This is a genomic window from Bradyrhizobium elkanii WSM2783, assembly GCF_000472865.1.
Lineage (GTDB): Bacteria > Pseudomonadota > Alphaproteobacteria > Rhizobiales > Xanthobacteraceae > Bradyrhizobium > Bradyrhizobium elkanii_A.
This window is the reverse complement of the sequence record NZ_AXAP01000086.1, coordinates 1-12,056: the sequence shown is the minus strand read 5'-3', so window position 1 is coordinate 12,056 and position 12,056 is coordinate 1. Positions and strand designations below refer to the sequence as shown.

The 12,056-nt window shown below is 62.1% G+C and carries 14 protein-coding genes; 6 read left to right on the top strand and 8 right to left on the bottom strand.

Annotated features, from left to right (window positions below; translation table 11 throughout):
- Window positions 1–245 precede the first annotated feature (245 nt).
- Window positions 246–422, bottom strand: coding sequence for a hypothetical protein (locus tag YY7_RS62265; protein ID WP_165435595.1), 177 nt, complete (start codon window positions 420–422; stop codon window positions 246–248).
- 274 nt (window positions 423–696) lie between these two features.
- On the opposite strand from YY7_RS62265, the gene YY7_RS61095 reads away from it, so the two are divergent.
- Window positions 697–864, top strand: coding sequence for a hypothetical protein (locus tag YY7_RS61095; RefSeq protein ID WP_155255529.1), 168 nt, complete (start codon window positions 697–699; stop codon window positions 862–864).
- A 340-nt stretch (window positions 865–1,204) separates the two neighbouring features.
- On the opposite strand, the gene YY7_RS0140670 is transcribed toward YY7_RS61095, so the two are convergent.
- From YY7_RS0140670 to YY7_RS0140655, 4 genes are all read right to left on the bottom strand, one after another.
- Entirely contained in the window at window positions 1,205–1,873 is a 669-nt protein-coding gene (locus tag YY7_RS0140670) for a siderophore-interacting protein (protein ID WP_035692259.1), read from the bottom strand.
- A 131-nt stretch (window positions 1,874–2,004) separates the two neighbouring features.
- Window positions 2,005–2,697 (bottom strand): O-methyltransferase, encoded by a 693-nt coding sequence (locus YY7_RS0140665; RefSeq protein ID WP_028168177.1) that lies wholly within the window; start codon window positions 2,695–2,697, stop codon window positions 2,005–2,007.
- A gap of 287 nt (window positions 2,698–2,984) precedes the next feature.
- Complete coding sequence (locus YY7_RS0140660; protein WP_349642707.1) at window positions 2,985–3,704, bottom strand: AraC family transcriptional regulator; 720 nt, start codon at window positions 3,702–3,704, stop codon at window positions 2,985–2,987.
- 299 nt (window positions 3,705–4,003) lie between these two features.
- Entirely contained in the window at window positions 4,004–4,252 is a 249-nt protein-coding gene (locus YY7_RS0140655; RefSeq protein ID WP_155255528.1) for a hypothetical protein, read from the bottom strand.
- 803 nt (window positions 4,253–5,055) lie between these two features.
- Here YY7_RS0140655 and YY7_RS0140650 point away from each other — a divergent pair.
- The 5 genes from YY7_RS0140650 (at window position 5,056) to YY7_RS54445 (ending at window position 8,923) form a co-directional block, all read left to right on the top strand.
- Entirely contained in the window at window positions 5,056–5,379 is a 324-nt protein-coding gene (locus YY7_RS0140650) for a DUF736 domain-containing protein (protein ID WP_028168174.1), read from the top strand.
- A gap of 101 nt (window positions 5,380–5,480) precedes the next feature.
- Window positions 5,481–6,293 (top strand): DUF2285 domain-containing protein, encoded by an 813-nt coding sequence (locus YY7_RS57110; RefSeq protein ID WP_080664053.1) that lies wholly within the window; start codon window positions 5,481–5,483, stop codon window positions 6,291–6,293.
- 289 nt (window positions 6,294–6,582) lie between these two features.
- Window positions 6,583–6,801, top strand: coding sequence for a helix-turn-helix domain-containing protein (locus tag YY7_RS0140640; RefSeq protein WP_028168173.1), 219 nt, complete (start codon window positions 6,583–6,585; stop codon window positions 6,799–6,801).
- Window positions 6,791–7,330: a S26 family signal peptidase gene (locus YY7_RS0140635; protein WP_051397182.1), complete on the top strand. Its 540-nt coding sequence runs from the start codon at window positions 6,791–6,793 to the stop codon at window positions 7,328–7,330. Before YY7_RS0140640 ends, YY7_RS0140635 begins: the two co-directional genes overlap by 11 nt.
- Before the next feature lie 765 nt (window positions 7,331–8,095).
- On the top strand, window positions 8,096–8,923 hold the full coding sequence (locus YY7_RS54445) for a Fic family protein (protein ID WP_080664050.1): 828 nt from the start codon (window positions 8,096–8,098) through the stop codon (window positions 8,921–8,923).
- Between the two features lie 207 nt (window positions 8,924–9,130).
- Here YY7_RS54445 and tnpC read toward each other — a convergent pair whose 3' ends face one another.
- From tnpC to tnpA, 3 genes are all read right to left on the bottom strand, one after another.
- The gene (gene tnpC, locus YY7_RS0140625) at window positions 9,131–10,666 is read right to left on the bottom strand and encodes an IS66 family transposase (protein WP_028167394.1); all 1,536 of its coding nucleotides are present in this window, start codon (window positions 10,664–10,666) and stop codon (window positions 9,131–9,133) included.
- 69 nt (window positions 10,667–10,735) lie between these two features.
- Window positions 10,736–11,089, bottom strand: a complete 354-nt coding sequence (tnpB, locus tag YY7_RS0140620; protein ID WP_028167393.1) for an IS66 family insertion sequence element accessory protein TnpB — start codon at window positions 11,087–11,089, stop codon at window positions 10,736–10,738.
- Window positions 11,086–11,973 carry an IS66 family insertion sequence element accessory protein TnpA gene (gene tnpA, locus YY7_RS0140615; RefSeq protein WP_028167392.1) on the bottom strand — a complete coding sequence of 296 codons (888 nt, stop codon included), beginning with the start codon at window positions 11,971–11,973 and terminating at the stop codon, window positions 11,086–11,088. Before tnpA ends, tnpB begins: the two co-directional genes overlap by 4 nt.
- Between the last annotated feature and the right edge of the window lie 83 nt (window positions 11,974–12,056).

Sequence of the window (12,056 nt, the reverse complement as noted above, 5' to 3'; positions counted from 1 at the left end):
GCAAGCCCAAAGGCAAATCACGCAAGCCGGCGAGCTGATGCCCGCCGGGAATTCCCCGCCTCTGGCTGCGGCTTGCGGCTGGCGCCGCCGGCGCGACCACAGGCCATCTCGCCGATCACAAAGCCTCTCGACCTCGGACCTCGTCGACACGGCCGCACGCAACCAACTGGGCCCACCCGCACCACAAAGGGAGAGCGAACCTCGACTGCGCAACATTGCCCTCAGCGAGCTCATCAGAGCGCCGGTCAATGTCCGAACCAGAGCACGGCGGCCACCAGGAAGATGCCCATGACGATCATCAGCACGTCGACCTCGTTCGGTGGCGTGATGAAAGAGGCAGATGATGCGGCGCCGCCCGATGCGGGTGCAAATCTATCGAGCCCGCCAACACGCTGAACACGATCATCCGCGATCATCTGCATGGCGAGGAACGCCCTTGTGCCGAAAGCTCCGCGCCGCGATGCATGCGTTTCCGATCAGCCATTTGATCCCGGACACGACACGGAAAAGTGCCGGCGCATGCAAAGCCATTAATGCTTTGTTTACTTGAGCTTGTGCTGCCCGATTCGGGCGCGGCGGCCTGATCCGGAGCCGAATTTTCCGTTGCCGAGTCGCGGACGGGTCAACCTGGCAGGCTGCAAATTTAGTGGATCGCGATCGGCGCGACTCGCTCTATAGCTCGCAAAAAGCAAGCGCGTGCACCGCATCATGGAGCCTGAGATGGCGAGCCCGTTCAGGGGGTTTCCGGACCCGCAAGCAACAACGCTCAGGCGCATCTGCCTCGCTCAGGCCATCGTCGGCCTGTCGGCGCTGGCGTCGACCGCCGTGCTGCTGACGACGTCCATCATGCACGGGCTGCGCTAGAGCGTTTTCAAGCGAGGTGGACACCGGTTCGCATGGCAATTACGTTTACGCAGATTGCGTAGACCTATCTGCGCAGAAAACGCGTCAAAACAGGAATCGAGAGCTTCGGTTCTGATTCAATCAGAACCGAAAATGCTCCAGAGCTCACGGAAGCACCGTTTCCATCCGCGTCGGGCCTGGATCACCAACGCAGGCAAATTCAACAGCCGGAGCGCACGGCGCTCCACTGGCACAGGATGGCTAGAGGATGATCCGGAAAGTGGAAACCGGTTTTCCGAAAAGGTCATGCTCAAACAAGGAGATGAGATCATGATCCGCTTCCGTCCAATCGGATCATGATCTAGTCCAACCCGGTCTTGCCCTGCGCCCAATAGGCCTTGGTCTTCACCCGCGATGATGCGAGGCCGGCTGCTTTCAGGGCCCGGCTTACGCGCTGGATCGACGATGCCTTGCCGGTAAGAACGAAATGCGCGCCGCGTGCGGCAAGGCGCAACATCTCGGCTTCCGCCGCTGCGAGATGGGCGTCGTCGGCGAGGCGCTCGATCAACGTCGCTTGGCCGAGGCCGATCGCCTCCAGCACCGGCCGCGACTCCGCGACGTCCGAGACCTCGAGCACATGGATTGCACCGTCGGCCTGCGGGCACTCGCGGAGCGCCGCCGCCAGGCCGAACGAGGTTTCATCGCCGAACAGGACCACCGGCGATTCAAGGCCCGATAGATCGAGCGAGCGGCGCGGACCGAAGAACTGGCAGGTGTCGCCTGCGCTCAAGTCCCTTGCCCATCGGCTGCCGGGACCGTCGCCATGCGCGAAGGTGAGCATGCGTATCCTGCCGTTGCCGGCGTCCCACGACATCGGTGTGTAGGTCCGCGCGCTGAGGCCCGAGCCGATCGCCACCTGGACCTTTTGGCCAGCCGTCCAGGCGACGTTCCTGAGCGCTTCGCCTTCCAGCTCGGCCAGCCGAAACTGCGGCGAGAGCGTCTCGACTGCGGCAACGCGCGCAGGACGCATCAGCCATCGCAGCAGCGTCCGCGTGAGTCGGCCCGGGGGCGCGAGCGGCGGCGTAGAAATTTGCCTGCGAACGGGTTGCATCAAAAATTCGCTCCATTCACCGACATGTCGAGGTCGCAGCCCCGAGCGGATCACTTCGTCTTCACCGTGAATTCGTTGCCGCGCCCGGGATCGACAGGCAGCGGCAGCGAGAGATAACCGTTCTGCGGATCGCGCACGTAGTCGATATAGCCTGAGGCTTCCGAGAACGCGTTCTCGCCGATGATGATCGCGCCGGGCTTCAGATGCGGCTCCAGCAGCTTGAGAATGGGAAGATAGAGGATGAAGGCGCCGTCGAGCATCACCATGTCGATGTCGCCGCCGACGCCGGGCTTGAGGGTTTCGCGCGCATCGCCGACCCGAAACTCGACCAGGTCGTCCAGCCCGGCGGCAGCGAGGTTCGCCCACGCGCGCTCCGCCTTGCTGGGTTCGAGATCGGTCCCGATCAGACGGCCGCCGCCCATGTCGCGCAGCGCTGCCGCCATGTAGATGGCGGAAACCCCCATCGACGAGCCGAACTCGACAATGCGCCTAGCCTTGCAGCTGCGGGCGCACATGTAGAGAAACCGCCCGAATTCCGGGGAGACGCTGAGGAAATTGCCGGCGAAACCGTGATACAGTCCCGCCAGATCCTTGGTCTCAGCCTCGATGACCTGGCTGATCGCCTGCTCGGCATTGGTCATCTCGCTCGCGTAGGTTTGCATCAACGGTGCATCGGCCGCTTCCGCTTCCCCATGCAGGCGTTTAAGAACCTCCGCGACCGGGCCGCTGCTGAGTGAATCCATGTATCGGGCTCCTTCGGTCATGATCCGATTGGATGGAATCCGATCACGATCTCATCTCTTTGTTTTGCACACGATCTTCCCACGCAAACGCCTTGCTTTGGTCGCGAGGGACAACCGGTTTCCACGTTTCCGGATCATGCTCTAGAATGCGCCCCCCGGCGCGCCAGGGGTGTCAGTGCTCAGAGGCAGGATAGGAGATCGCCCGCCTGACCGCATTCCGCAAACGGGACAATATATTGCGATTTCCGGTCAGTGCGCGCGTGGGGCTTCGCGCGATACGACGGAGATCACGCGGCGATGCGGCGTTCCGACAGATATCGGGCGGGCGGCTTGCCCAGGGCCTTGCGGAACATGGTGACGAAGGCGCTCGCGCCCTCATAGCCGAGATCGAGCGCCACGGTCTGGACCGACGCCCCTTGGTCTAAACGCTGCAGGGCAATGAGGATATGGAGCTGCTGGCGCCAGCGGCCGAAGCTCATGCCGGTCTCGCGTTTCAGGGCGCGGGTCAGGGTCCGCGGGGCAACGGCCATGCGCCGGCCCCACTCGTCTAACGTTGCGCGGTCGGAGGGATCGGCCATCATCGCGGCGGCGATCTTGCGCAGCTTGGCGTCGACCGGCATCGGGAAGTTCAGCTTCTCGACGGGCGCTACAGACAGTTGGTCGAGCAGCACCGTGGCGATCCGGCCGTCGGCGCCGTCGACATCGTACAGGACCGGCATCTCGGTGACGTGCATCAGCAAACGCTCCAGCAATGGCGAGATCGACAGCGTGCAGCATTGCCTGGGCAGCGCCGAGGCCGCATCCGGTTCGACGAACAGAAGATATACCTCGACATTTCCGGCGAGGGTCACGCTGTGGGGAAGATTGCCAGGAATCCATACCGCGCAGCGCGGCGGCACGATCCAGACGCTTTGGTCGGCTTCGCACCTGACGACGCCCCGCAAGGTCAGGACAAGCTGGGCCTTCCGATGCTCGTGAATGGCCATCTCCATGCCCTTGGTGACCATGTCGACGCCGACGGCGACGACGGCGCGTGGCACGTTCTCGGGAGAGAAACCGGCGCCACCAGCGGAGGCGAGGTCGTTTTCCTCGGGACGATAGAACGGCATGGCGGCTGAAGATCGATCCGAATGCGACTGACCAGATCAGACAATATCAGTCCGCGGTTGCGCCTATCAACAGGGCAGCCCCGCTTTGGAGCATGATCCGGAAAAGTGGAAACCGGTTTTCCCTGCGACAAACGCAAAGCGTTTGCGTGGGAAGATCATGCTTAAACAGAGAGATGAGATCATGGTCCGATTCCATCTCATCGGATCATGTCTAGCCGGCGGCTCTCCACCGCCGACACATTCACGGCAAATATTGAATGTCGGTCGGTCCCCGCCGTCGGCGCGACCCGTTTGACCAGGCGATCAAGATGGTGGTCACAGCGGATTCCACCGGACGCCGACGCGTAGCGCGAACAGGCCGTCGGGCCCGTCGGCGAACGAACTACTTCTTTTTCTTCTTCTTTTTTCGCGGTGGTCTTCTTCGCCTTTTTCGCTTTCTTGGCCATGGGGCCCTCCATCAATCGTTCAAAGAAAATCATCAAGGCGCGGGCCCCGTGAATCGGCCTGCATGAAGAAAGCATAGCATCGAATTTGCCGGCTTGATATCGGAAGGCCCTCATCGCGCCGCGTGAATGGCGTGGAGTCGTCCCGCATGAAAAGATCATGCGTCAGGGCGACGGAATGGCCCCGCCGAGCGGTCGTCACCAGGGCTGATGGCGGCAGTCCGCAGGATTTTAGATCAGGACGAACGCTGTCGTCACCCGGATGCAGCGCGCCCCAGATTGGCAGGGCGCGTGCGGAGGCCGACATGGGCGCCGCAGGCGACAGGCTCACATCGTCCTTGCCGCTGTTCTCACGGCTGCGAACCGGCCTTGCGCAGACGTCGCGCGGTGTTCTTCCGCAAAACAGGGCAGGGCTTTTCGCTGTCGTCCGGTTCGGGATGAGGTCGATGTCGGCGCGGATGGAAACGGTCCTGTGCTGGTCTTGCTCGCCGCATGTCGCGCTGCGACGGCCCGATCGGGCAGGGCCTTGTCCTTATCCGGTGACTGCGGGTCCGATCTCCCTGCGCGTGGCAAACAGACCTATGGCAAGCGCCCCGCCTCTTCAAAACCCTCGCCGTCGGCTTTTTTCCCCGCCGGAACGTTCCGGCTCCTCGCGGCCGCTTCGCTCTAAAAAAAGCTGCCGGCTCGGGTGCTCCGCATTCGCTCTGCCCCGCGTGGATGCGGGTTCGAAGGCGTTGCGCCCGCCATCACGGTCTCGCCATCGCGAGGGGATCGGCTCCTCGCGAACAACAGATGAGGACAAGACCATGACCGCCATCGGATACGTCACCAAGAACGACAACGGCAGCTACAAGGGCCAGCTCCGGACCGTCTCCATCCGCGCCGACATCGACATCATCCCGAACCGGGACAAGACCGCCGATACCCATCCCGACTTCCGCGTCGTGACCCAGGGCGTCGAGATCGGCGCGGGCTGGATCCGCCGGGGCGAGAACAGCGGCAGGGACTATGTGAGCCTGTCGCTCGCAGCGCCCGAGTTCGGTCCGCGCAAGCTCTACGCCAATCTCGGCCGCGCCGCCGGCCAGGATGACGACAGCGTGTTCGCCCTGATCTGGAACCCGGCGGACTGACGCCAAACGGCCCCCGCGACAACTGCTCGCGGGGGCCGTCCTCTCGCCCCATTTGATCGAAACGATCGGCTCGAGAAGACGTCAACGTCCCGGGGGCGGTTCTGAACGACGCCAGCAATCAAGCGCGCCAAGGCGCCCGCGCCGCGTTTCTTGACGCGACAGGCTTCGACGCCAGCGACTGGGCCTGGGAGTTCTTGCGCCGCAATCCCGACTACATCGGCGAATGGCGCAGCGCCGTTCCGCGACATCTGCCCTGCATTACCTTGAAGGACGGCACGCAGGTCTTGCGGCTACCGCGACGCTTTCCCCGCGCCGAAAAATGGGGTCTCTCCGCCTTTGCCGACCCGGGGCTGGATGCACCCAAGGTGCCGGTGTTCTGGCACGCCCATGCGCTGAAACGGATCGTCCGCCTGGATGCACGGAAGCCGAGGTCAGATGCAGACGCCGCCCGGTTCTCACTGGCCGGCTTCAAGGTCGAACGCAGGGCCGTCATTAACGTGGACGGCATTCCACTCGTGCTGATCAAGGGAAACGGTGCCTATGTCGCCGTCGAAATCCACGGCCTCTCCGTCCTGACCGCCTCCTTTGCGCCGGTCTTCGAACTGCACGACCTTGCTGACCTTGCGGCGCAGACCGAGCTCTTGAAGCGATTGCAGCGCTTCACTGAAGCTGACGTGAGAACGGTTCCAAGGCAGGCGGGAAGCGGCGATGAACGCCTCCATCACGCGCTGATCGCGCTCGATGAAAGCCTCAACGGCAAGACCTACCGGCAGATCGCGATCACGATCTTCGGAGAGAAAAAAGTTGCCGAGGAATGGCTCGGTCCCAGTCAGTTTCTCAAGGATCGCACGCGCCGGCTTGTCGCCAAGGGAACCGAGTTGATGAAGGGCGGCTATCGCGATCTGCTGTATTAGAACGTTTCAAGCGAAGTCGGTACCGGCTCGCGTGAAGAACACGCATCAAAACAGGAATCGAGGGCTTCGGTTCTGATTCAATCAGAACTGAAGCTACTTTAGAACTTGGCTGGCCGTTGTCGGATGCCGGTCTTGCGCACGCCGATCGTCGCCCGCTTGACGAGCTTGGCTCGCGCGGGATGGCGAAACGGGCGCCTCTCATCTTCACCACTCCCAAAACCGCTCACAATCAGACGACGCTTCCTCTCCTACCTCAACCCCAGGGAGGTATGGAATAGGGAGCGTCGAAATGACCAAGAATGAAGAAAAGGTGCCGGACAAGCCGTTCCTCAATACCGTCGAGGCCGCCGCCTGGCTGAGGCTCACCAAGAACACGCTGGAGAAGATGCGGGTGCAGGGGCGAGGGCCCGCCTACCGCAAGCACGGACGCTATGTCCGCTACCACATCGAAGATCTCGTTGAATGGTCGCAGGCCAACAAGCGGAGGTCGACCTCCAATGCCGATTGATCGCACCCAACTAGCGCGCCAGGTCGGCGTTCTCTCGACCATGTGCGCCGGCATCATTGCCATGCTGGTGTCGTCCGCACCCGCGGTACCGCTTCTGATCTACAACGCCTCGGGCAGCGCGCCCTTGGGCTTCTATTATCTGGAGCCACGATTGCCGAAGCGCGGTGAGCTCGCAGTATTCAAGCCGCCGCCGGCGATCGAATTGTTCATCATCGCGCACAAAATCTTGCCCGTGCCGGTGCCGCTGCTGAAACAGGTCGCCGCTATCGGCGGTGACGAAGTCTGCCGCGCCAAGGACCCGATTGGCACCATTGCCATCAACGGAAAGGTCATCGCCGAGGTGCTCGACAAGGACCGCGACGGGCGGCCGCTGCCGGCCTGGGAGGGGTGCTTGAGGCTCGTCGAGGGCGAGTTCTTTCTGCTGCAGCCACACCCGCATTCGTTCGACTCGCGATATTTCGGGCCGGTGTTGAGGTGCGATATTGTCGGCGTGGCGCGGCCGATCTGGACCTGGAATCCAGCAGGCTAAAGCCGGGTGACTTTTCTTCGCATCGTCATCCCTCTTTGTTTGAGCATGATCTTCCCACGCAAACGCTTTGCCTTTGTCGCGAGGGAAAACCGGTTTCCACGTTTTTGGATCATGCTCTAACAGTCACCGCGGAGGGCGGCATCCTGTGCCGCAGGAGCCGGGTGCCCGGGCGGGCAGCCGGCGGGATCTCGCGGGATCGGCCAAGTAAGCGGCCAAAATAGCCATCAGGTAGGATTTTCTTCAGTTGTTTAAATTACTTATATGAGCTATGGATCGGCCAAAATTGACTTCCAAGCTTCTCGCTAAAATCGGCCACAGGATCGGCCAAAGCGGCCGCCATCAAGAAGAAAATTATTCATTTTTAATGCCTTAGCATAACATAAAATCGGCCGACATGAACCTACGTCTCGAAACCGTCGAACGCATCGAGCCCGCTAGGCTGGAGGAGATTTCCGAAGCCATCTCGGACGTGGTGGCGGAGCTTTCGGCGGCAACCGCCAAGCTCGGTTACGCGCTCCATCCGCAGACCGCGGCCCATCTGGCGGATCTCGTGCGGATCATGAACACCTACTACAGCAACCTGATCGAAGGTCATAACACCCGGCCACGGGATATCGAACGCGCGATCGGCGGTCATTTCGACAACGACGAAGGGCGGCGCAATCTGCAGATCGAGGCGGCCGCCCACGTCCATGTGCAGTCCGAAATCGATTCCATGGCGCTCGACAATCGCCTGCCTGAACCGGCCTCGATCGATTTCATTCTCTGGCTCCATCGCGAATTCTATCGCGACGCTTCCCCCGAAATGCTTCGGATCTGCGGCAATGGCACCGAGTTCACGATGGAGCCCGGCACCGGGCGGTCGCGAAACGAGCACACGTTGCAGTCGGCCGGCATCAGCCACCTTCCAGCGAGCGTGTCGCGGCCTTTATGGAATATTTCGCGGAGCGTTATCGCTTCGAACGCCTGGGCAAGGCGGCGCGGATCATCGCCATTCCAGCGGCGCATCATCGCTTCAACTACATTCATCCGTTCGCGGACGGCAATGGTCGTGTCAGCCGCCTGATGAGCCACGCCATGGCGCATCAGGCCGGCATCGGAGCCCGTGGGCTGTGGTCGGTCTCGCGCGGACTGGCGCGTGGTCTTACCGGCCCAGGCGATTACAGGCGGATGATGGACCACGCCGACACGCCCCGGCAGGGCGATCTCGATGGCCGTGGCAACCTCTCGCAACGCGCTTTGAGCGAATTCATTCTCTGGTTCCTGCGCGTGTGCCTCGATCAGGTGACGTTCATGTCAGGCTTGTTCGAGATCGACACGTTGGCTCAGCGATTGCGGAGTTTCGTCGACCGCAGCGAGAAGCTCAAGCCTGAAGCCGCCCGTCTTCTGGAGGAAGCGCTCATACGCGGACAGTTCGAGCGCGGCGAAGTCCCGCGCATCACCGGCCTGCCCGAACGGACGGCACGGCGCGTCTTCAACGACGTCGTCGCGACCGGTCTTCTTGCGTCCGAAACGCCCAAGGGGCCGGTGTCGCTGCGCTTTCCGATTGCTGCGCTCGACGTGCTGTTTCCACGCCTGTTTCCGGAGATCTAGAGGACACGGACGGCTTCGCGAGGCCGACGCGGCGATTTCCGGGAACTGATTTTACGCTCAAGCTTGCACGCTCTCAACTTGGACGAAGGTGCCGTCGCCTGTTGCGGAACGCCGTATCGCCGCGCAGCGATGCTCTACAAATCGATCCGTTATCCAGCGTGAAGCAATCAGTGGGCAGCTAGTTAGCGTCTGGCTCTCGCACGTCGGTCAGGTATTGACATGATCCGTCGGTTTCCAGGCCCACGGCAGCAGTTCGTCGAGACGGTTGATCGGATGTCCGTCGACCATGCGCGTGAGCACGTCACGCAGGTATGCGTAAGGCTCGACGTTATTGAGCTTGCACGTTTCGATCAGCGAACAGAGGATTGCCCATCGTTCCCCACCGCCATCGCTACCGGCGAAGAGATGGTTCTTGCGGCCGAGCGCCACAGGTCGGATCGCCCGCTCGACGGGGTTCGTGTCAAGTTCGATGCGGCCGTCACGGAGGAAGCGGGTCAATCCATCCCAGCGCGACAGCGCATACCGGATCGCTTCGGCGAGATTGCCGCGCCCGGGCAATTGAGCGAGTTGCACCTCGAGCCACAGGCGAAGGCTGTCAACGATCGGCTTGGCGAGTGCGCGCCGCGTAGCCAGCCGATGCGCCGGCGATTGACCACGCACCTGCGCTTCGACGGCATAGAGGCTGGCAATACGACGCAAGGCCTCGTGCGCGATGGGCGTGTCCTCGGCTTGCGCAACCTCGTAGAACTTGCGCCTGGTGTGCGCCCAACATGCGGCGAGAGTGATGTTTCCGGCGCCGGTCAGCCGCTCGAATCCGGCGTAACCGTCGACGTGCAGAACGCCCTTGAAGTGCATCAGATGCGCTGCTGGGCGCTCCGCTTTCCGGTCGGGCGCGAACACATAAACCGCAGCTGGCGGCTCAGGCCCAGCCCAGCTCCGTTGATCGCGGGCATACACCCACAGCCGTCCGGTCTTGGTGCGCCCGCGGCCCGGATCGAGCACCGGGATTGGCGTGTCGTCGGCAAACAGGTGATCCGACGCGAACATGTGCTCGCACAGCCGATCGTGCAGGGCCTCAAACCACCAGCACGCGCCGCCGACCCATCCGGCCAATGTCGAGCGCTCCAGTTCGACGCCATGGCGGGCAAAAATCTGCGCCTGCCGATAGAGCGGTGTGTGGTCGCAATATTTGCTGACCAGCACATGCGCGAGCATGGCTGGCGTGGCCAAGCCGCCGGCGATCGGTCGTTCGGGCGCCGGAGCCTGGGTGATCGTTCCGCAACTGCGGCAGGCATATTTCGGGCGGCAGACGCGTACCACGCGCAACTGTGCTGGCACCCAATCCAGCATCTCGCTGACGCTCTCACCGATCGCATGCAGCGCGCCGCCGCAGCACGCACATCTCTCGCTATCGACGTTAAGCACAACCTGTTCGCGGGGCAAATGATCCGGCAGCGGCTTGCGCTTCGGCTGCAGTTTCTGCGTCGGCGCAAACGCCTCCAGCGAGGCTTGATCTGCCTCGACGGCCGACAAATCGATGTCCAAATCTTCGAGTCCAAGGGCGAGCTGATCGGCGTCGAGACGCTCGGAACGACGCCCAAATTGTGCGCGCTGAAGCTGTTTGATGATCGCCTGGAGACGCTGGATCTCGCTGTTCCGATGCGCGATGACCGAGGCAATGTCGCGCACCAGGCGATGCAGAAGCGCAGTATCCGACGGCAGATTGTCGAGGTCGAGCTGCATGACCGATTCTACTCGAACACGCTGATTCGACGAAGCAACTTCGCTATATTCTATGCGGGTTTTTGCGATTCAACCCGTGATGGCCGGGCGCCATCGACGCTCCGGCGTACGCCAATCGATGCCTTCGATCAGCATGGCAAGCTGCGCCGGGGACAGCGTCACCGTGCCACCTGGATCGCTCATTCTCGGCCAGATGAAGCCGCCCTGATCGAGCCGCTTGCTGAACAGGCAAAGCCCGTTGCCGTCCCAGAACAGGATCTTCAGCGTGCTTGCCTTCTTGCCTCGGAAGGCAAACAGGTGGCCGGAGAACGGATCCTTCTTGAGGTGTTCCTGAACGAGCGCGGCGAGGCCATCCAGGCCCTTGCGCATGTCGGTATACCCCAAGGCCAGATGGACTTTCACGCCGGCCGGCACGATCATCATCGTGCTGTCTCCCGCTCAGTGATCTGGCGACGGACCGCATCGGGATCGCTGCCGATCGGCGCGAAGACGCGGCGGCCATCGTCCAATTTGACAACCGTCATGCCGTCGGGCGGCTGCAACAGATCGTGCAGAACAACCGGCGTCGATGACCCGACGGCTCCAGCATCGGCCACCGCGACCGGCACCAACTTGGCGCGCTTGCCCTTACCAAACCCAAGCTCCGCTCGCCAGCGGAACAACATGCTAGTGACGATACCGTGCCTTCGTGCCGCCGACGATACGGTCTCCCAAGGTCGTTCAGTCTCCAACACGATGGCCAGCTTTTCCTCGTCGGTGAAGCTGCGGCGGCTCTGCTTCTCAGGTGTCGGAGGATCGTCATTCGGCGTCGCTGTCAAGCGAGATTCAGCTGCGCCATCCTTAGCACTAGTCTTAGCACTAGTGCTTAACAGTGGGCGGGCACTCGGATGAAGGTGCGTCCGCCAGTCGATTTCAACGTCGTTGGCGTCGATCAAATCGCGCCATCGCCTCAGGCTGTGCTGCGATATGCCATGGGCGCGGGCATAGGCTTGCATGCTCAGACCGCACCACTTCATCGCTTCAACGTGCATCGCCCAGAACGCTTGCACAGCTCTGCAGCGGAGGTCCTTCGACACTGGAGCCCGCTTCTTGCGGAGCCGCTCCCGACGTTCCTCGCGACGCAATTCCGCACGTATTTGCAACGTCTCAGCGTCAACCAGATGCCGCAGCCAGCGATCGAACGTGCCGCCACTGAGACGGTGCTGACGACAATATTTGCGCTTGCTGAGACCGCTTCGCCGCCACGCTTCAACGTGTACCGACCAAAAGGAACGACGTGCTTCGTTCTTGAAATATTCCGTACCCACCGGAGATCCTCCAATGCAGCAAGGAACCCGATATGGAACGACAACGCACTCTCGGAAAGTCGTGCAAGATTCCGACGCTTACG